This is a genomic window from Lutibacter sp. B1 (assembly GCF_012524075.1).
Lineage (GTDB): Bacteria > Bacteroidota > Bacteroidia > Flavobacteriales > Flavobacteriaceae > Lutibacter.
The window spans coordinates 15,034-35,343 of the sequence record NZ_JAAZUI010000021.1 but is presented as its reverse complement, the minus strand read 5'-3'; the positions used below and the strand labels follow the sequence as shown (position 1 = coordinate 35,343).

General features: G+C 29.4%; 19 protein-coding genes. 8 read left to right on the top strand and 11 right to left on the bottom strand.

All coding sequences use genetic code 11. The annotated features are described in order from the left end of the window. Positions 1-108: 108 nt before the first annotated feature. From HGB55_RS12100 to HGB55_RS15535, 8 genes are all read right to left on the bottom strand, one after another. Positions 109-414, bottom strand: coding sequence for a hypothetical protein (locus HGB55_RS12100; protein WP_168817160.1), 306 nt, complete (start codon positions 412-414; stop codon positions 109-111). A gap of 166 nt (positions 415-580) precedes the next feature. Continuing rightward, the gene (locus HGB55_RS12095; protein WP_168817159.1) at positions 581-1,441 is read right to left on the bottom strand and encodes a pseudouridine synthase; all 861 of its coding nucleotides are present in this window, start codon (positions 1,439-1,441) and stop codon (positions 581-583) included. A 56-nt stretch (positions 1,442-1,497) separates the two neighbouring features. Then, a complete protein-coding gene (locus HGB55_RS12090; protein WP_247649215.1) occupies positions 1,498-2,433 on the bottom strand; it encodes a geranylgeranylglycerol-phosphate geranylgeranyltransferase in 936 nt (311 codons plus the stop codon). 65 nt (positions 2,434-2,498) lie between these two features. Beyond that, a complete protein-coding gene (locus HGB55_RS12085) occupies positions 2,499-3,428 on the bottom strand; it encodes a mevalonate kinase (protein WP_168817158.1) in 930 nt (309 codons plus the stop codon). Positions 3,429-3,472: 44 nt separating this feature from the next. After that, positions 3,473-3,820, bottom strand: a complete 348-nt coding sequence (locus HGB55_RS12080; RefSeq protein WP_371807821.1) for a four helix bundle protein — start codon at positions 3,818-3,820, stop codon at positions 3,473-3,475. 9 nt (positions 3,821-3,829) lie between these two features. Beyond that, positions 3,830-4,987, bottom strand: a complete 1,158-nt coding sequence (locus HGB55_RS12075; protein ID WP_168817156.1) for a diphosphomevalonate/mevalonate 3,5-bisphosphate decarboxylase family protein — start codon at positions 4,985-4,987, stop codon at positions 3,830-3,832. A 67-nt stretch (positions 4,988-5,054) separates the two neighbouring features. Continuing rightward, positions 5,055-5,771, bottom strand: a complete 717-nt coding sequence (locus HGB55_RS12070) for a LytTR family DNA-binding domain-containing protein (RefSeq protein ID WP_168817155.1) — start codon at positions 5,769-5,771, stop codon at positions 5,055-5,057. Beyond that, positions 5,764-6,375, bottom strand: coding sequence for a sensor histidine kinase (locus HGB55_RS15535; protein ID WP_247649214.1), 612 nt, complete (start codon positions 6,373-6,375; stop codon positions 5,764-5,766). Before HGB55_RS15535 ends, HGB55_RS12070 begins: the two co-directional genes overlap by 8 nt. Positions 6,376-7,050: 675 nt before the next feature. On the opposite strand from HGB55_RS15535, the gene HGB55_RS12060 reads away from it, so the two are divergent. The 6 genes from HGB55_RS12060 (at position 7,051) to HGB55_RS12035 (ending at position 12,269) form a co-directional block, all read left to right on the top strand. Next, positions 7,051-7,449 (top strand): MotA/TolQ/ExbB proton channel family protein, encoded by a 399-nt coding sequence (locus HGB55_RS12060; protein ID WP_168817153.1) that lies wholly within the window; start codon positions 7,051-7,053, stop codon positions 7,447-7,449. 91 nt (positions 7,450-7,540) lie between these two features. Next, positions 7,541-8,149 carry a thiamine diphosphokinase gene (locus HGB55_RS12055; RefSeq protein WP_168817152.1) on the top strand — a complete coding sequence of 203 codons (609 nt, stop codon included), beginning with the start codon at positions 7,541-7,543 and terminating at the stop codon, positions 8,147-8,149. Positions 8,150-8,158: 9 nt separating this feature from the next. After that, the gene (locus tag HGB55_RS12050; RefSeq protein ID WP_168817151.1) at positions 8,159-8,392 is read left to right on the top strand and encodes a hypothetical protein; all 234 of its coding nucleotides are present in this window, start codon (positions 8,159-8,161) and stop codon (positions 8,390-8,392) included. Between the two features lie 97 nt (positions 8,393-8,489). Beyond that, complete coding sequence (locus tag HGB55_RS12045) at positions 8,490-9,611, top strand: endo-1,4-beta-xylanase (protein ID WP_168817150.1); 1,122 nt, start codon at positions 8,490-8,492, stop codon at positions 9,609-9,611. 149 nt (positions 9,612-9,760) lie between these two features. After that, positions 9,761-11,203: an MFS transporter gene (locus HGB55_RS12040; protein ID WP_168817149.1), complete on the top strand. Its 1,443-nt coding sequence runs from the start codon at positions 9,761-9,763 to the stop codon at positions 11,201-11,203. Positions 11,204-11,231: 28 nt separating this feature from the next. After that, the gene (locus HGB55_RS12035; protein ID WP_168817148.1) at positions 11,232-12,269 is read left to right on the top strand and encodes a glycoside hydrolase family 43 protein; all 1,038 of its coding nucleotides are present in this window, start codon (positions 11,232-11,234) and stop codon (positions 12,267-12,269) included. Between the two features lie 65 nt (positions 12,270-12,334). Here HGB55_RS12035 and HGB55_RS12030 read toward each other — a convergent pair whose 3' ends face one another. The 3 genes from HGB55_RS12030 to HGB55_RS12015 form a co-directional block, all read right to left on the bottom strand. Next, positions 12,335-13,543 (bottom strand): NAD(P)/FAD-dependent oxidoreductase, encoded by a 1,209-nt coding sequence (locus HGB55_RS12030; RefSeq protein ID WP_168817147.1) that lies wholly within the window; start codon positions 13,541-13,543, stop codon positions 12,335-12,337. Positions 13,544-13,679: 136 nt separating this feature from the next. Beyond that, positions 13,680-14,984 (bottom strand): GYDIA family GHMP kinase, encoded by a 1,305-nt coding sequence (locus HGB55_RS12025; RefSeq protein ID WP_211047389.1) that lies wholly within the window; start codon positions 14,982-14,984, stop codon positions 13,680-13,682. A gap of 87 nt (positions 14,985-15,071) precedes the next feature. Then, complete coding sequence (locus tag HGB55_RS12015) at positions 15,072-16,349, bottom strand: hydroxymethylglutaryl-CoA reductase, degradative (protein ID WP_168817146.1); 1,278 nt, start codon at positions 16,347-16,349, stop codon at positions 15,072-15,074. Positions 16,350-16,499: 150 nt separating this feature from the next. Between HGB55_RS12015 and HGB55_RS12010 the strand changes: the two genes are divergently transcribed. Further along, positions 16,500-18,689, top strand: a complete 2,190-nt coding sequence (locus HGB55_RS12010; RefSeq protein ID WP_168817145.1) for a S9 family peptidase — start codon at positions 16,500-16,502, stop codon at positions 18,687-18,689. 46 nt (positions 18,690-18,735) lie between these two features. Next, positions 18,736-20,229: a peptide MFS transporter gene (locus HGB55_RS12005; protein WP_168817144.1), complete on the top strand. Its 1,494-nt coding sequence runs from the start codon at positions 18,736-18,738 to the stop codon at positions 20,227-20,229. The last annotated feature ends 81 nt before the right edge of the window (positions 20,230-20,310 follow it).

Sequence of the window (20,310 nt, the reverse complement as noted above, 5' to 3'; positions counted from 1 at the left end):
AAAAACCGAACTAAACGTTCGGTTTTTTTTTTATTTAAATTACATACAAAAAAAGCTATAAACAATTGTATTTATAGCTTTTTTAAATTATTTTTTTTTGTAAATATTTTATTCTTCTTCCTCAATATCAATATCAACATCACCAAAATCTACACCATCACCATCATCAATGTCTGCCGGATATGTATCAGTGTCATCCTCATCATAACTCTCCATACTATCAACTAGTTCATCACTAATTTTCACCAAATATTTAGTATCATCGGTTGATACTTCAACAGCTTCAATGTATTTCCCTTTATGGTTGATAAACTTAACTATGTCTTTAATGCCATAACCATCTGGGAATTTCTCAACTAACAAATTTAAAATTTCCGGAGTTAGTTTTTTATAATCTACAATTATTCTCTTCAAAATAAATTAGTTATAATTAGACTTAAAAATATTTAATTTCATCTTGATATTTTTTTATACCATTCCAAATATAAAAAATTAATAGCACCAACAAAATTTTTTAAAGAAATGTAAAAACTTTTTTTAAACAAAAAAATCAGGGTAAATCCTGATTTTAAATTAAGCCTTAAAGCATTTTTAATGTATTTACCTCCATTTCGGTTAAGTGACGCCAATGCCCTCTTGGAAGGTCTTTTTTTGATAAACCTGCAAAAATAACCCTATCTAATTTTATTACATTATAGTTAAAATGTTCAAATATTCTACGCACTATCCTATTTCTACCAGAGTGAATTTTAACACCGACTTCATTTTTAGGTTCATTATTTATATATGAAATTTCATCAACAATAACTTTTCGGTTGTCTAACATAAAACCTTCAGCTATTTTTTGTAAATCACTCATTGCGAGTTTTTTATCTAAAGTTGCATGGTAAATTTTCTGAATATTATGTTTTGGATGCGTTAATTTTTTTGCCAATTCTCCATCATTTGTAAAAAGCAATAACCCTGTTGTATTTCTATCTAATCTTCCTACCGGATAAATTCTTTCTTTTGATGCATTTGCAACTAAATCCATAACTGTTCTACGCCCCCTGTCATCTTCCATAGTAGTTATAAAGTTTTTAGGCTTGTTTAACAAAACATATCGTTTTTTTTCAGGATTTATTGATGTTCCATCAAACTTAACCTCATCAGTTGGCAAAACTTTATAACCCATTTCGGTAACTACTTTTCCATTAACCGTTGCGCTACCTGCTTTTATAAATACATCTGCTTCTCTACGAGAACAAATTCCTGCATTTGCAATATATTTATTTAGACGAATACCTTCCGTTTCTGTATTCGTTTTAGTAGGTTTAGAAACCGAATTATTCTCAGTTTTTTTTGAAAATTGTTTTTTACCTACAACTTTTTTATTGTGAGGCTTTTGAAGTTTTCCTTTTCCCTGTTGTCGTCCTCTCGACGAGTTTTTATTTGTATTCATTATATTATTTTTTGCAAAAATAATTTTTATTCTTCTAACTAAATGAAAATAAAATTTTATTTAACAAGAATTCTGTCTATAATAACAGAATAATCAATTAATGCTAAGCTAAATACACCTGCTACAATTAATAACTTTATAATTAAATGTAATTTAACATATTGTTGCTTGGTTTTTCCAATCCATAACAAAACATTAAAAATAATAAGTACTGCTACACTAAAATAAAAGTAATATCTCATACCACCAACTTCAGGTAACTTTAATAAAAAATAAACAGGATTTAATGTAAATACAGAAAGTATGGTTATTAATGTTTTTGTAAACTGCTCTCCATATTTTACAGCGATGGTTTGATAGTTTTGAATAAAATCGCCTTTCAATTTTTCAAGGTCTTTTATTAATTCTCGTATCAATAAGATAAAAAACAAAAATGCAGCATGAGTAAAAATAATTTCAGAAAAGTTTTTAAAATATACAAAAACCGCAAAAAATGGCAGAATTGAAATTATGGCACCTGAAAACAAGCCGGTTAAAGGATATTTTTTAAGTTTATGAGAATAAAACCAAATTGAAAAAATATATACTGAAAAAAACAACGCTGCTCTCCACGAAACCATTAATGCAATTAACACACCTAAAAAATTCAACGCAAAATAAATCTGCAACTTTACTTTTTGACTAACAATTGCGTCAATTTTAGATTTTAATGGTCTGTTTATTTTATCGGCTTCACTATCGTAAAAGCTGTTAATTATGTACCCTGCAGCTATCACACATGTAGTTGAAAATACGATAAAAAATAAATTTACATCCAGCAATACATGTTTCAACGATTTTTCAGCTGAAAAAATAAATATAGATGCTAAATACTGTGCTATTACAATAAGTAAAATATTATAGCCTCTTACAACAGAAAACAAACTCAACATCTTTATATAAAATGGTGCATTTCTTTTACTGTTATTTTTAGCCATTTCGAGTAAATCCATCAGGAAAATAAAATTTAACAACAAAACTACTTATTAAACTTTACTTGGAAGTAATTATTTTATGATTAAAATCTATAAACCAATTCTAGTTTATAATCTTTAAGAATAATTTTTGTTTTATCAAAATCTTCCGTGAAACCTAAAATATATCCTCCACCACCAGAGCCGCAAAGTTTTAAATAATAATCGTTAGATTCGATTCCACTTTTCCAAATTTTATGAAAAGGTTTTGGTATCATTGGTTTAAAATTATCTAAAACAACTTTCGATAATTGTTTAACGTTACCAAATAAAGATTTCACATTTCCATGTAAAAAATCATCAATACAAGCGTTTGTATAATTAGCAAAATCTTCATCAATCATTTTTCTAAAGCCTTCATTTTTCATTTTATTCATAAAAATGTTTACCATTGGTTCCGTTTCTCCAATCATTTCAGAATCTAATAAAAATACAGCGCCTTTTCCTTCTTTTTGCGATGGAATTCCTGTTGGCTCTAAATTATCTTTTGAGTTGATTAATATAGGAATACTTAAATAAGAATTTAGCGGATCTAACCCAGAGCTTTTACCGTGAAAAAATGATTCCATTAAAGAAAATATTTCCTTTAATTTCAGCAATTTATCTCTTGTTAAATTTTCTAAAACCGTAATTTTATCATTTGCATATTTATCATAAATAGCAGCTACCAAAGCCCCTGAACTTCCAACTCCATAACCTTGAGGAATACTTGAATCAAAATACATTCCATCTTCAATATCAGTCTTAAATTCATCTAATCTAAAACTAACAAGCTCTGTTTTTTCTAAGTTTTTAAGAAACGTATAAAAATTCAATAAATTTTTATTTGATTTTTGAGCATCTTCAGTAAGTTCTTCTGATTTTTTTAACGCTCCTTGATAACTGTTATACGGAATTGCCAATCCTTTGGAGTCTTTAATAATTCCATACTCACCAAAAAGTAAGATTTTTGCGTAAAAAAGTGGTCCTTTCATAGTATTTGAATTGACAATTCACAATGGAAAATTGACAATTAATTTTATTTTGATGTTTTAATAATACTTACTAAAATTTTTAAAATTTCTTTTATATTTTCCTGTATACTAATATACTCTAATTCATTTAAATAATCTGTCTCTTTTAATAAATCTAACCAATATTCTGTTTCATTTGCTTCTTTTAAAGCTACTGATAATTTATGAATAAAGTCGGCTTTACTTTCAGCATGTTCTGACTCTCTAACTAATGCTCCTACACTTGTACCTGAACGTAATAATTGTTTAGAAATAATAAATTCCTTTTTTTCTTGAGTTAAAAATTTATACAAATTAACAATTCTAACAAAAAACAAAAAACTCTTTGTTTTTATAACATTGTCCTTCCCTATTATCAATTGTTAATTCTCAATTTTAAATTTCTTCGCACCAACTCCAATTCTATCACAAATATAATGATTTTCTTGACAAAATTGAATTAACTCACTAACAATAAAATTGTTAACAACCTCCTTTTCATTTTCAGGAAATAATACATGAACATTTGCTCCTGCATCTAACGTAAAACAAATATTTGAATTTGTTTCTCTTCTAAACTCCCATATTTTATTGATAATTTTCAAGGTATTTGGTTTCATCAAAATAAAATACGGATTGCTGGTCATCATCATTGCATGTAAACTTAATGCTTCACTTTCAACTATCGCAATAAATTCTTTTAAATTACCATTTTGAAGCACTTTAGAGATTTTTGAAATGTTATTATTAGCCTGATTAAAACGCTGTTGTGCAAACGGATGATTGTGCATTAATTGATGTCCGACAGTACTTGAAACTTGTTTTTCTCCTTCATCAACCAATAAAATAGTATCGTGATAATTTTTAAAATTCTTATGAACTTTATAAGGAAATTTAATTCCGTATAAATTTGAACTTTCTGATATTTCAGTATGACTTCCCCAAACTACCAATTCGCCTTCAATACTTCTGCACGCACTACCGGAACCCAATCGAGCTAAAAATGAAGCTTTTTTATTGAAATATTCATCTGTCATTTCTACTCCGCTTAATAACCGTTCTAAACTCATAATACATAATGCCAAAGCACTCATTCCACTTGCTGAAGATGCTATTCCGCTGCTATGAGGAAAAGAATTACGAGATTTTATTACAAAATCAAACTCTTTTAAAAAAGGCACGTAATGTTCTATTCTTTTAAAAAATGTGGCAATTTTAGGCTTAAAATCATCCTTTTTTTTACCTTCAAAAAAAACTTCGAAATTAAAATTTGTCTTGTCATACTTAACTCGTTTCAGCATCTCATGATAGGAACCTGAAATAAATTCAGGTTGACGTACTTCTTTTTTAGTAAACTCCAATGTAGTTAACGTAAAACAAGCATCTAATGTAAAACTAATAGAAGTATTTTCAGGAATTTGAGGTTCTTGCTTTCCCCAATATTTTACCAATGCAATGTTGCTAGGTGTTTTCCAAGTTACACTTCCGTTTGAAATGTTTTCTACTGAATATTTATTTAAAATAAAGTCTGACTCAATCAAAACAAAAATTTTGGCAAATATACTAAAAGTCGCTTAAGCTAACTTCTTTTTAATTTTTTGAATGAGCTTAAACATTTTCTAACCTAAAAAGCACATTATTTTTGTAACTTCTACTTATTGGAAGTGCCTTTTTATTAATTTCAATAAATTCATTGGTAAAAGACTCCATTTTAGGTATCGAAACTATAAACGACCTGTGAATTCTTAAAAAGTCTTTTTGTGGAAGTTTGGCTTCTATACTGGTTATTGTTTCTCTTGTAACAACCGTTTTATTATCAATATGAATTTTAATATAATCGCTTAAACTTTCTATATAATGTATTTCAGAAAAATCTATTTTAATCATTTTTCTATCTGAACGTACAAAAATAAAATCATTTTTATCTTCACTAATTTCTGTTGTCAAATCTGCATTTACATTACCGGCTTCTCCTAAATACTTATTAACCGACTGTAATAAACGATTGAATGAAATTGGTTTTAATAAATAATCAACCGCTTGTAAATCAAAACCGTCAACTGCATATTCTCGGTAAGCTGTAGTAAATATTACCTTTATATTTTTATTGATGGATTTTGCAAAAGACAATCCTGAAATCTCAGGCATATTGATATCTAAAAAAATTAAATCTACCTGTTTTGAGCTTATTTCATTAAAAGCTTCAATAGCATTTTTACAAGTAGCAACAACAGTAACAGCGTTAATTTTACTCAAATGATTCTCTAAAATTTCGCGAGCTATAGGCTCATCATCAACAATTAAACAGTGTATATTTTTAGCCATTATTTATTTCATTTAAGTTATAAATAGTAAGATTTACTGTAAACCAATTATCATTTTTTTCAATATCTAATTTATAATTATTAGCATACAATAAATTTAATCGTTTTTTAATATTTTCGAGACCAATACCTTTATTCCCTTCCAATTCATCATTTGTTAAAACCGTATTTTTTATTTGAAAATCTAATTTATCATCATCTAAAGCAATAACAATTTCAACTTTTAAAAATCCTTCAATTAAATTACCGTGTTTAAATGCATTTTCAACAAATGGAATCAATAACATTGGAGCTATTTGTTTTTCTTCTGAAATATCATTGGCTTTAAATGAAACTTTTAAAGTATCTTGAAATCTTATTTTTTCTAAGGCTATATATTCCTTTATATGTGTAACTTCTTCTTTTAAACTAACTTTTGGTTTATTTACTTGGTACAAAATATAATCAAGTAAGTTTGAAAGCTTTAAAATTATTTCGGGAGTATCTTTAGATTGCTTCAGCGCAAAACCATAAATAGTATTTAAGGTATTAAACAAAAAATGTGGGTGAATTTGCATTTTTAAAAACTTTAATTCCTGCTCTTTAAGCTGTAATTGTGTTTCCAAAATTTTACTTTTTAGGCTTTCGTTTTTAACAATTGATTTGTAACTATAAATTATCAAATTAAGTGATACAACAATTGTAACCACAAAAAATACTCCTAATATTATAAGTGGTAATGTTTTTGTTAAAGGAACCGTACTCTTGTGCATTAAACCTTCCGAGTAGACCAAGCCATATAAAATTGACAGATTTATTAGGTAAACAGAAATTATGAATGTATAAATATTGTATAAAATAAAAAGCTTGTACTTCTTGGTAAATAAATAGTTAGGTATTAAATAATATATTAAAAAATAACTGATAAAAATTGTAACAGGCATTAAAAAGCCTGAAAACAAATTAACATATTTAGTATTTGTACTTCCGTAACCTAAAAAATAGGCATAAAAAAAGTATATAATTACCCAAAATATTGAGTGAATTAAAAAAGTAATTAGATATTGAATTACTTTATATTTTTTATCCATAACTTGCAATATCGGATATTTTAAAATTACATTTTTGCATTATCGATAGAAATAATATAATAACCTTGATATTACTAATTTTCATCTCTTTTTAACAAAAGAGGCTTTTAAATAGTTGAATATACTTTCTTTTCTGTTACTAATCGAAATAATCTAAATTTCTTTGATTAAAAATAGATATTTAAAATATAAATTTTAAAAATTCATCTTATGTATTTATTAGTTCTACAAAGCGACAAACCTTCATTTTTAAATCAATTTTTTGACAGATTAAATGAAGGTGGACCGCTTTTTATGTACACTACTCTTATTTTATTAGTTGTAATTATTGCTCTATTGATAAAAGCATTTATCAAACGTAATAATAATGAGAGAACAATCAAACTAGTTAGTTCAATAAGTTTATTTGCATTGGTTTGGGGGTTTTTAGGGCAAATGATTGGATTTATTGAAGCTTTTGATGCAATTCAGGTCGCCGGAGATATTTCTCCCGCTATGCTAGCCGGTGGTTTAAAAGTTGCTATTTTATCTCCTTTATTTGGAATGTTTGTTTTTTTAATTGCCAGAATAGGTATTATTATTCTCACTTTGCTGCAAAAAGAAAAATAACTTCTAAAGTTTTAAAAAGACATTCTTTAGTAACCATAAAAGGATGTCTTTAAAATAATCATAAATGCTTCTTTTTAGTTAATTTTACCAAATGAATTCTAAAAAAGCATTTTTATTACTTAATGGAGCAAAACCTACTGTTTTACCAGATTTAACTTCTTATAAATTAGTTTGTGCAGTAGATGGTGCATACAATTTTTTAAAATCAAAAAATATTATTCCTGATTTGGTTACCGGGGATTTTGATTCTATTAACAAAATTCCAACAAATACAGAAGTTATAGAAACTGAAGATCAAAATTTTACCGATTTTGAAAAAACATTGTTAATTTTAAAAGAAAAAGGATTTAATGCTATTGATGTTTATGGAGGAAGTGGCTTGGAACACGATCACTTTTTAGGAAACATAAGTACAGCATTAAAACTTAAAAATGAGCTGACAATTACTTTTTTTGATGACTTTGGCCGCTATTTTTTTATTGAAAAATCGATTACCTTAACTAACGTAAAAAATAAAACCATCTCTTTAATTCCGTTTCCTGAAGCTCAAAATATAACTACAAAAGGCTTAAAATATCCTTTAAAAAATGAAATATTAACTTTTGGAACACGAATTGGAACACGAAATAAAGCCTCAGAAAATGAAGTTATCATTTCATATAAAAGCGGCGAATTATTAATTTTTGTTGGAAATAAATAGCACTTAATTTTGAATAGAAAACTTAAACTTATTTGGGATTTTAGAGGTCCTTCTGCTGAAAAAACTGCTGAACATCACTGCATTCATCTAAAAGAATTCGCTGTAATTGAAAAACTACACTATTACGAAATTAATTTCTCAAAAATTTCAGAAATGCACACTATTGCCTATATAATTGTTGATGAAATTGATATGAAAACATACAGAGATGCATTAAAACCACACAGAGGGCAGTTAGCTTAATTATAAAATTTTAAAATATAAATTGTTTCTTGTTTAATTATGAAGATTTAAGTAAATTTACGCAACCGATTGCGGAAACTTAAAACATTCTTAATTTATGAAATTTTTTAAAATAATTCTATCCTTATTCATCTCAATAATTCTACTTACAAATTGTACTCAAAAAACAATTCAAAAAGAACAAAAATCACTTAAAAAAACTTTTGAAAATGATTTTTACATTGGAGCTGCTTTGAATGAATTTCAGTTTAACAAAACTGACTCTGTTGAAACTGCTTTAATTATAAATGAATTCAACAGTATTACTGCTGAAAATATGATGAAATCAATGCATATTCACCCTCAAAAAGACACATTTAACTTTAAACAAGCAGATAAATTTGTAGCCTTTGGAGAAAAAAACAATCTGTTTATTCATGGACACACATTAATATGGCACAGTCAACTTGCCCCTTGGATAAAAGAAATTAAAGACAGTACTGAAATGGTTAATTTTATGAAAAATCATATACAAACCATAGTTAACAGGTACAAAGGAAAAGTAAATAGCTGGGATGTTGTTAATGAAGCTTTAAATGATGATGGCACATTACGTAAAACTGTATTTTTGGATGCGTTAGGTGAAGATTACTTAGCCTTGGCTTTTAAACTTGCTGCAGAAGCTGATCCAGTAGCTGAATTGTATTATAACGATTACAGTATGGCTGATGCCCCAAAAAGAAAAGGTGCTATAAAGCTTGTAAAAAGTTTACAAGAAAAAGGAGTAAAAATTGATGGTATTGGTATGCAAGGTCATTGGGGATTAAATTTTCCTGATTTAAAAGAAATTGATAAAAGCCTTACTGAATATGCTGCTTTAGGCATAAAAATTTCAATTACAGAGCTCGATATTACTGTATTACCAAACCCTTTTGAAGTTCATGGTGCTGATGTTAATATGAGTTTTGAAAATAATGAAACGATGAATCCATACCCTAACAAACTTCCTGATTCTATAAATAATAAATTAGCAAAACGCTATGAAGACATATTTAAAATTCTTTTAAAACATAAAGACAATATAAGCAGAATAACTTTTTGGGGTGTTAACGACGGTCAATCTTGGTTAAACAATTGGCCTATAAATGGTCGTACTAATTATCCATTATTGTTTGACAGAGAATTCAAACCAAAAAAAGCATATAAAACTATTTTATCATTAAAAGATGGAAAAGAATAAGCTAATCATAATTGTTAATATAACAAGACACTTTTATCTTGTATTGTAACTATGTTTTAATTAAATTTACGCAATCGATTGCCTATATTTAAACTTATGCTTTAAAATTAAAATAAGCAATTAAAGATATCATCCTAAAAAAGCACTTAATGAATACAAATTCACAAAAATTATCCGTCAGAGAAAAAGTCGGATACAGTTTAGGCGATCTAGCCGCAAATTTAGTTTTTCAAACATTAATTACATATCTGGCATATTTTTATACTGATATTTATGGTTTATCTACAGACCATTCATCAATAATAATGCTAACAGTAGGTTTAATTGCTGCATTTGGATTTAATCCAATTATTGGTGCATTAGCTGATAGAACTGTTACAAAATGGGGTAAATTTAGACCTTGGATTTTATATACGGCAATACCTCTTGGAGTTGTTGCATTATTAGCATTCACAACACCTGATTTTTCTTATAAGGGCAAAGTTATTTATGCTGCTGCAACTTATAGCTTATTACTACTTCTTTATGCCGCTAATAATTTACCTTACTCTGCATTAAGTGGCGTTATTACAGGAGATATGGCAGAAAGAAACAGCATTTCATCATATAGATTTGTTGCTGTGATGTTTGCACAATTTTTTGTTCAAGTTTTTATGTATCCTATTATTCTTACTGTTGGTGGTGGAGATAAAGCTTTAGGAATTGAAAAGGTAATGACTGCACTTGCCATTGTAGGAACAATTATGTTAATAATTACCTTTTTTACTACAAGAGAACGCATTGTTCCTAAACCTGAACAAAAATCAAGTTTAAGTGAAGATTTGAAGGATTTATTTAAGAACAGACCTTGGATAATAATGCTTGTTCTTACCATATTAGTATTTACAACTTTAGCATTAAAAGGTGGTTCTTATTTATACTATTTTGAAAATTATGTAGACAAAGATAGACTAGCGCTATTTATTCAGCCAATACTTGATTCACTGTCGGCTGTTGGACTCAATATATTTGAAGATGACGTTGTTTCTACAGGATTTGGTTTATTCAATGCCGGAGGAATTATTTTTATGATTGTTGGAATAACATTATCAAAAAGATTTGCCGATAAATATGGAAAACGAGATGTATTTGCAATTGCATTGGTAATTTCAACACTATTTATAATTGCATTTTATTTCTTTCCGTCAAAATCGGTTAGTTTGATGTTTATTTCTCAAATTCTTCATGGGTTCTTTTACGGAATTACCATTCCGCTTTTATGGGCTATGATTGCTGATGTTGCTGATTACTCTGAATGGAAAAATAATAGAAGAGCTACTGCAATCATTTTTTCAGCTATGATGGTAGGATTAAAAGCAGGATTAAGTATTGGAGGAGCTCTCGTTGCTGCTGTATTAAATTTTTATGATTATGTTCCAAAATCTTTAAGTCAACCGGAAAGTGCCATCAACGGCATTAAATTATTGGTAAGTGTTTATCCGGCTGTACCATTTTTAGTAGGTGCAAGTTTATTATTCTTTTATGAAATAAATAAGAAAATGGAAACACAAATAGAAACAGATTTAAGGGACAGAAGAATTGAAACTGAGTAATTATTATAAAAGTAAAATATATTGAATTATGCCAGAAGATAGTATTGATCATATTAACTTTGATGAATTAAACAAAAAAGCGATTTCGCAACCTTTAGTAAAACATATTTATACAGCTGATCCTTCAGCACACGTGTTTAATGGAAAAATTTACATATATCCTTCTCATGATATTGATGCCGGTGAAGCCTTTGATGATTTAGGAAGCCATTTTGCAATGGAAGATTACCATGTTATTTCTATGGATACTATCAATGCAGAAGCTATAGATAATGGTGTTACACTCCATGCAAAAGATGTTCCTTGGGTACATCAACAAATGTGGGCACCTGATGCAGCACATAAAGACGGAAAATATTACTTATTTTTTCCTGCAAAAGCACATGACGGAATTTTTAGAATTGGCGTAGCTGTAAGTGATTCACCAATAGGACCATTTACACCACAACCCGAAGCTATAAAAGGAAGTTTTTCAATAGATCCTGCTGTTTTTGAAGATGAAGATGGAAACTATTACATGTATTTTGGAGGGATTTGGGGCGGACAATTACAACGTTGGAGAACAGGAACTTTTAATGCAGAACAACCTGAAAGCCCTACAGCGCATTTACCAAAAGATGATGAACCTGCTTTATTACCTTATGTTGCTAAAATGACAGATGATTTATTAGAATTTGCTGAAAAGCCAAAAGAAATTGAAATTGTAGATGAAAATGGAAATTTGTTGTTAGCAGGTGATAACGATCGTAGGTTTTTTGAAGCTGCATGGATGCACAAATACAATGGTACCTACTATTTTTCTTACTCAACAGGTGATACACATTATATTTGTTATGCAACAGGTGATAATCCTTACGGACCATTCACTTATCAAGGACGTATCTTAAATCCTGTGGTTGGGTGGACATCACACCATTCAATTTGCGAAGTTGAAGGTAAATGGTATTTATTTTACCACGACTCCTCATTATCAAAAGGAGTTACCCACTTAAGATCAGTTAAAGTTGCTGAAATTACTTATGATAAAGAAGGAAAGATTAACACGTTAAATCCTTATAAAGATTAATCAAATTTTGAATTAATTTGAGTTTTGCATGTAGCCCGGATTTTAAAAAAAGTTCGGGCTATATTTTAAATGATTGAGTTAACAACAATCCAACTGCCTGTCCAAGCATTTTGAAAATTAAATCCGCCTGTAATAGCATCAACATTAAGTACTTCGCCTGCAAAAAATAAGTTTTTATGGAGTTTACTCTCAAAACGTTTAAAATCAATTTCTTTTAAATCAACGCCACCGGCTGTAACAAATTCATCTTTAAACGTACTTTTTCCTTCCACTTTAAAAATACTTTTTGTAAGTTGACTTGCTAAATTTTCTAATTGCTTATTACTTAATTGAGCCCATTGTGTAGTTACTGAAATTTGAGCAGTAACCACAAATTTTTCCCATAAACGCTTAGGAATTTCTTCAAAAACAGCACGCAATACAACTTGTTTTTTAGGTTGTTCTTTTTTTACAGATTTTAATTTATTTAAAACTGTATCGAATTTTTTACTCAACCAATTTACTTCAATTTCAAATTTATAGTCTTTTTGATACAATTCTAAAGCTCCCCAAGCTGAAAGTTTTAAAATACCCGGACCACTCATTCCCCAATGTGTTATTAATAAAGGTCCTTGTTCTTCTAATTTTGAACCTATAACTTTTACAGTTGCCAACGGAACTGAAATTCCCGGAATATCTTTAATTCTTTCATCCAAAATATTGAATGTAAATAAAGAAGGAACCGGTGAAACAACCGAATGCCCCAACGCTTCAATCATGCTCCAAACCTTAGCATTACTTCCGGTTGCAATTAGTAGATAATCAGCTTCAAAAGACTGCTCAGCAGTTTGTAACATAAATTTTTCTTGATGTCTTTCAATAGAATTTACTCTGGTACTTGTTAAAACTTTAACTCCGGCATTTTTGGCACTTTCTAAAAAACAATTTATAATAGTTTGAGATGAATTTGACTCAGGAAAAACACGATTATCATCTTCAATTTTTAAAGAAACTCCTCTGTTTTCAAACCATTCCATTGTATCACCGGTCATAAACTGATGAAAAGGTCCTAACAACTCTTTTTTTCCTCTCGGATAAAATTCTGTCAGTTCTTTTGGCATAAAACAAGCGTGTGTAACATTACAACGTCCACCTCCACTCACTTTTACTTTTTGCAACACATTATTGCTTCCTTCTAAAATAATAACTTCTAATTCCGGATGTAATTCTGCAGCATTGATTGCTGCAAAAAAACCTGCTGCTCCACCACCTACTACTATAAATTTCTTTTTCATTTATTGTACAAATAATTGTTATCCCTTTATTACATATCTTTCGTCAACCTGAATTTATTTCAGGTTCTCATAATAGTTCATAACCAATATATTGAGATTCTGAAACAAGTTCAGAATGACGTTTTTTCACCTTCTTTTACAGAATTAAATCTCGATACGGAATCACCGTTTCAAATCCTTTTTGTTTAAAATAATTAAGAGTATTATCATTACCTGTTGCTAAAATAAAATCGCCTCCCCAAGCACCTAAACTTTTTGTTTGTCCGAAATAATCTGAAAACAACAATTCTTGAACAGGTTTTAATTGAATCGTTTTTGAAACCAATTTTTCGTGCTCAAAAAGTAGTTTCTCAAAATCATGTAAATTATCTGCTTTTAAAATGGCTTCAGTTAAACTTGAAATTTGGTTCACTTCTGAAATTAATTTCCCTTTTAATGTGTTAAACCGCTGAATGCCTTCTCTGCTATTTTGCTTTTTATTGAGATATACAAAATACAATTGCTCTTTAAATTCAGGATTAAAAATCACTTCTTCAACAATTGGTTCTGTAGCTGTTTTAGTGTATAAAATTGGCGAATTGTGTTGCGCACACGCAATATCGTAACCGCTTCCTCCAAAAGTAGTTGCTAATAATTTATACGGATTCACTTTTGCCCAACTTGCCAAGTTATTAATTAAGGTTGAAGATGTTCCTAATCCCCAATTTTTAGGAAATGTTACGTTCGTTTTTACCAAAAATCCATTTTCTGAATTTAAAAAATCAGGATTTAACGCTCTAACTTGAAGTAATATTTTGTTTAAATTTTCAGCAAAATTATCATTTCCTCCTTCTTCTTCTGAATTAAAAGAAGCATTTACTAAGCGAAGTTTTGGTAAATCAAAAACAGCTTCCAACCAACAGCTTCCTTTTTCAGTAAAACTGCCCCAAATTAATTGAGGTTCTTTTATATGTTCTACCACTAAATCTTGTCCAAATTTAGTAGGTACAGCTAGTGATTTTGCTCCTTCTAACACAAAATATTCTCCTGTAATAAGTAATTTTCCGTTGCTGTAGCTTCGACTCTGCCCAACTATATTTTGTTTTTCGTTATTTTCAGAATTTTCATTCCGGTGGCTGAGCGGAGTCGAAGCCTTTTTAGTATAATGTGTTTCATTATTACATTCTGAAAATTTAGGCAAGTTCTCAATTTTCTTATTTATTAAAGCAACTTTCTTTTTCCTGCTCCATCCTTGAATTTGCTTTTCCCTATAAAAAGCTTCTGAAATAGTGGTAAACTCTTCAATATAAATTAGTTTAACAGGAAGCCGTTCAGCAGTATATTTTGCGCCTATTCCATTTTGATGTTGATTTAATCTAAGCTCTATATCTTTGGTGCTTCCTGTATAAAATGTACCATCAGCACATTCTAATATATAAACAAAACCTTTATCCATATCCATATTATGATTGGCTTCGACTCCGCTCAGCCACCGGTTTATTTTCTCTTATTTATAACTATTTCCAACCTCCTCTGTAATTTTCAAAATTTATTTATCCTGTACTAACTTATTATAAGCCTCAACAACTGCATTATGTGTTACCGTTTTATTTTCAAAATACTTAATTAAAAACTGTTTTTCGTCTTCACTTGCACCTAGTTGTTTGATAATATTGGTTAGGTGCATTTTCATATGTCCTTTTTGAATTCCGGTAGTAGTTAAAGCCCTTAATGCTGCAAAATTTTGAGCCAATCCGGCAACTGCAACAATTTCCATTAATTCTTTTGCTGACGGATTTTCTAACAATTGTAACGATAATTTCGATAAAGGATGTAAAGCTGTTAATCCACCCACAGTACCTAAAGCTAACGGTATTTCAATCCAAAATTTAAAAATTCCGTTTTCAATACTTGCATTAGTTAAACTCTTGTATTTTCCACTACGTGCTGCATAAGCGTGTGCTCCGGCCTCAATAGCTCTAAAATCGTTTCCTGTTGCTAAAACAACGGCATCAACCCCATTCATAATTCCTTTATTATGAGTAACTGCTCTATGAGGTTCGGCGTTAGCAATTTGTACCGCCTGAATAAATTTTTGAGCAAATAATTCAGCATTTTCAGCATACAACTCTTCCACTCTACAACTTACTTCAGCACGTACCAAACACTCAGGAACATAGTTTGACAAAATACTCATTACTATTTGAATATCATCCTTTTTAAACTCATTTGCAATGGCTTCTAAACACGAATTTATAAAGTTTGCCCCCATACTATTGGCAGTTTCAAACGTAACATGAAGCTGGTAATAATTGGCTAAAGCTGCCGTTTTATCTCTAAGTTCAACAGCTAAAATTCCTCCACCACGTTTACGCATATTTTTTGTAATGGATTCAGTAGCTTTAAATAAGTCTTCTTTTTTTAAATTGAAATACTTTTGAAGTTCTTTTTTATCACCTTCATACATAAAATGAACCTGACCAATTTTAGTAGTGGAAAGTACTTCAGCCTTAAAACCTCCTCTTGTACTCCAAAATTTAGCCACTAATGAAGCTGCTGCAACAACTGAACTTTCTTCAATAGTCATTGGTATGGTATAATCTTTACCATTAATTACAAAATTAGGTGCAATAGCAAAAGGTATATAAAAGTTAGAAATGGTGTTTTCAATAAAATCATCGTGCAAATCTTGTAATACTTTATTGCTATTCCAATATTGCTCTAAAACACGTTTAATTTTTTCATCTTCATTAAAAAAAGTTGAAACCAACCAATCAATTTTCTCAAACTTATTAAGTTTTGAAAAACCACTAACAGTTTTTAACATTCTGTTTAAATTTTAATAATGCAACAAAGATAATTTATTAATAATAATTTATTGCTTAAACTATATTTTGTTGTTTTTTATGATATATTTTACCTTAATTATGCTATTTTTTTCTTAAACTTGGCAATCATTTTAAGAAGTTTAAATTAGATGTATAAAATACTTATTTTCTTTATAGCTATAACATCAATAGCAACAGCTCAAAACAAAGACATAACTTTAGACGAAATTTGGAACGGCACCTTTAGAACAGAGCGAATGAACTCTCTAAATTCTATGAATGGTGATTATTATACTTTGCTTAATTTTAATAATTATACTCGCTCTACATCAATTGACAAGTACAGTTACGAAACTTTAGAAAAAGTTGAAACTATTGTTGACAGTAAAGATTTAAATGAATTAAAATATTTTGAAAGTTATACTTTTAACGATAACGAAACAAAATTGATTTTAGGAGTAGATTCTGAACCTATATACAGACATTCAAGTTTGGGCGTTTTTTATATTTATGATATTGCCTCAAAATCGCTTAAACTAATTGATTCTAACAAAATTCAAGAACCAACCTTTTCACCTGACAGTAAGAAAGTTGCCTACGCTAAAAACAATAACCTTTTTATTAAAAACTTAGAAACTAACGAAGTTATACAAGTTACTTTTGATGGTAAAAAGAATAATATTATAAATGGTATTTGTGATTGGGTGTATGAAGAAGAATTTGCTTTTGTAAAAGCTTTTGAATGGAGTAAAGACAGTAAAAACCTTGCTTTTTTACGTTTTGACGAATCTGAAGTACCAACGTATTCAATGGATATTGTTGGCACAGGATTATACCCAACTCAACAAGTTTTTAAATATCCGAAAGCCGGAGAAAAAAATGCTGAAGTTACATTACATATATTCAATATTGACACTGCTAAAACTTCTAAAATTGATGTTGGAAATTACGAATATATTCCTCGTATAAAATGGACAAATGATGCTAATATAGTATGTGTAACTACCTTAAATCGTCATCAAAACAATTTAAAATTATACTTTGTAAATGCTTCAAATTCATCTTCAAAAATAATATTGAATGAAATTGATAAAGCTTATATTGATATTAATGATAACCTAACTTTTTTAGCCGATAACAGTTTTTTATGGACTAGCGAAAAAGATGGCTATAATCATATTTACCATTACACAAAAGAGGGTGTTCTAAAAACCCAAATAACCAAAGGAAATTGGGAAGTAACCGATTTTTACGGTGTAAATGAAAACACAAACACATTGTATTATCAATCTGTAGAAGATGGTTCAATTAACAGAACTATTTACTCCATAAATTTAAATGGAAAAGATAAAAAGCGTTTAACTAACGAGTCCGGTACAAATGATGCATCTTTCAGTAAAAACTTCAATTATTTTATAAACACTTTTTCTGATGCAAATACACCTCCTATTTATACATTATACAATGGTGAAGGTTTGCAATTAAAAGAAATACTCAATAACAATCAGCTTTTACAACAATTAGCCAATTATAAATTAAGTAAAAAGGAATTTTTTACCCTAAAAACACCAAACGGTGGGTTTAATGCCTGGATATTAAAACCTGCAAATTTTGACGCCAACAAAAAGTATCCTTTATTTATGACACAATATTCCGGACCGGGATCTCAATCTGTTAGTAATAGTTGGAATAGTTATAACGATTATTGGTATCAAATGTTAGCGCAACAAGGTTATATAATTGCTTGTGTTGATGGAAGAGGAACCGGTTTTAAAGGAGCTGATTTTAAAAAAATTACATATAAAGAATTAGGAAAATACGAAGTAATCGATCAAATTGAAGTTGCTCAAGAATTAGCTAAACAACCTTATATTGATAAAAATGAAATTGGAATTTGGGGTTGGAGTTATGGCGGATTTATGGCAACCAACTGTTTACTTAAAGGCAGTGAAGTTTTTAAAATGGCAATTGCGGTTGCTCCTGTAACAAGTTGGCGTTTTTACGATTCTATTTATACCGAACGTTATATGCAAACTCCCCAAGAAAACCCAAGTGGATATGATAACAATTCTCCTTTGAGTTATGCAGGACTTTTAGAAGGTAAATTCTTATTAATTCACGGTAGTGGCGATGATAATGTACATTTGCAAAATACTTTGCGTTTAAAAAATGCTTTTATTGAAGCAAATAAACAATTTGACTCAGAAATTTATCCTGACAGAACTCATGGTATTTATAGAGGTAAAAATACAAGGCTTCATTTATACAATAAAATGACTACTTTTATAAAAGAAAATTTGAGTGAAAAAGAAAATAATCTGAAACAAATTAAAAGCTAATTAACTTAAAGTTACTTACATTTATTAATCAATTAAATAATCATATATGACTGACAAAACTATAAAAGAAGGACATCCAAAGGCGCTCTATACACTTTTTGCCACTGAAATGTGGGAAAGATTTAGTTACTATGGAATGCGTGCTTTATTAACTTTATATCTTACTGCTGAATTAGCAAATGGTGGATTTGGATTAAACAGAGAAGAATCATTAGCTCTTTATGCTATTTTCACAGGTTTAGTTTACTTAACTCCTATACTTGGTGGTTGGGTAGCAGATAATTTCTTAGGTAAACGTAAAACAGTTTACATTGGAGGGTTAGTTATGGCTGTTGGACAATTTTTATTGGCTGCCAGTGCATTTTTAGCACATTCACTAGATCCTGTAACTCGTCTTTTTATATTTAACTTCGGTTTAGGTGTGCTTATTATTGGTAACGGATTCTTTAAACCAAATATTTCAACCATTGTAGGTGATTTTTACGATGATAATGACCCAAGAAAAGATTCTGCTTTCAATATTTTCTATATGGGAATTAACTTAGGAGCTATTTTAGGCCCTTTTATTGCGGGTGCCTTAGGTGAAAATGTTTCTTGGGGTTATGGTTATTTAGCTGCCGGTGTTGGTATGATTATAGGTGTTGTTTGGTTAAAAGCCAGAGAAGCTACACTTGAACAAAAAGGTCTTCCACCAAATTCTCCAGAAAACAAATTTGTTTTAGATACAAAAGATTGGAGAGATATTGTTATGTATGCTATTGGCTTAGTAATTGCGACTTTTGTTGTAGTTTTTATTTGGAGAATGTTGCCTGATAATGTTACAAGTATTATTACTTCTGTTGGCTTTGCTGTTGGTATAATTGGTTTAGCATACGTTATTTTCAAAGGAACAAATGGTTCTGCTGAATGGAGTAGAATGGCTGTAATTTTAGTACTTGCTTTTTTTAATATAGCTTTTTGGGCTGGATTTGAACAAGCCGGTGGTACAATGAATTTATTTGCTAAAGAGAATACAGACAGGCTAATTTTTGGTTGGGATGTTCCGGCTTCTTGGTTTCAAAATATCAATCCGTTAGCTATTTTAATCTTTGCTCCTATTTTTTCAGTAATGTGGTTAAAATTAGATGCTTTAAAGTTTAACCCAAGAACACCTATTAAATTTGCCATAGGTTTATTTTTAGGTGCTTTTGCATTCTGGATTATGACTCAAGCTAGTCATGCTGCTAATGGAGGTAATTTAGTTTCTCCATGGTGGTTAGTAGCTGTATATGTAATTTTGACATTAGGAGAATTAATGTTATCTCCAATTGGACTTTCAATGATCACAAAACTAGCACCTAAAAAATTAGTTTCGGTTGTAATGGGATTATGGATGGCGAGTTTTGCAGCCGGTAACTATTTGGCCGGTATGCTAGAAAGTATTTTACATAAATATGATTTTCAACTATACCCTTTTATCACAATGTTGATGTTAGGTTCTGGTATTTGTCTAGTGGTACTCTCTCCATTCCTAAACAAAGCTATGAAAGGTATTCACTAAAATATGTTTACAAATTCAATTTATATAGATATTAAAAAGCTCAAATAATTAATTATTTGGGCTTTTTATTTAAATTTTACA

What these genes read in the sequence shown, in the direction of transcription:
- HGB55_RS12095 (WP_168817159.1), bottom strand. Translation starts at nt 1,441, where the DNA reads ATGAATACAAATAAAAACTCGTCGAGAGGACGACAACAGGGAAAAGGA.
- HGB55_RS12090 (WP_247649215.1), bottom strand. Translation starts at nt 2,433, where the DNA reads ATGGATTTACTCGAAATGGCTAAAAATAACAGTAAAAGAAATGCACCA.
- HGB55_RS12085 (WP_168817158.1), bottom strand. Translation starts at nt 3,428, where the DNA reads ATGAAAGGACCACTTTTTTACGCAAAAATCTTACTTTTTGGTGAGTAT.
- HGB55_RS12070 (WP_168817155.1), bottom strand. Translation starts at nt 5,771, where the DNA reads ATGGCTAAAAATATACACTGTTTAATTGTTGATGATGAGCCTATAGCT.
- HGB55_RS12060 (WP_168817153.1), top strand. Translation starts at nt 7,051, where the DNA reads ATGTATTTATTAGTTCTACAAAGCGACAAACCTTCATTTTTAAATCAA.
- HGB55_RS12055 (WP_168817152.1), top strand. Translation starts at nt 7,541, where the DNA reads ATGAATTCTAAAAAAGCATTTTTATTACTTAATGGAGCAAAACCTACT.
- HGB55_RS12045 (WP_168817150.1), top strand. Translation starts at nt 8,490, where the DNA reads ATGAAATTTTTTAAAATAATTCTATCCTTATTCATCTCAATAATTCTA.
- HGB55_RS12040 (WP_168817149.1), top strand. Translation starts at nt 9,761, where the DNA reads ATGAATACAAATTCACAAAAATTATCCGTCAGAGAAAAAGTCGGATAC.
- HGB55_RS12035 (WP_168817148.1), top strand. Translation starts at nt 11,232, where the DNA reads ATGCCAGAAGATAGTATTGATCATATTAACTTTGATGAATTAAACAAA.
- HGB55_RS12030 (WP_168817147.1), bottom strand. Translation starts at nt 13,543, where the DNA reads ATGAAAAAGAAATTTATAGTAGTAGGTGGTGGAGCAGCAGGTTTTTTT.
- HGB55_RS12025 (WP_211047389.1), bottom strand. Translation starts at nt 14,984, where the DNA reads ATGGATATGGATAAAGGTTTTGTTTATATATTAGAATGTGCTGATGGT.
- HGB55_RS12015 (WP_168817146.1), bottom strand. Translation starts at nt 16,349, where the DNA reads ATGTTAAAAACTGTTAGTGGTTTTTCAAAACTTAATAAGTTTGAGAAA.
- HGB55_RS12010 (WP_168817145.1), top strand. Translation starts at nt 16,500, where the DNA reads ATGTATAAAATACTTATTTTCTTTATAGCTATAACATCAATAGCAACA.
- HGB55_RS12005 (WP_168817144.1), top strand. Translation starts at nt 18,736, where the DNA reads ATGACTGACAAAACTATAAAAGAAGGACATCCAAAGGCGCTCTATACA.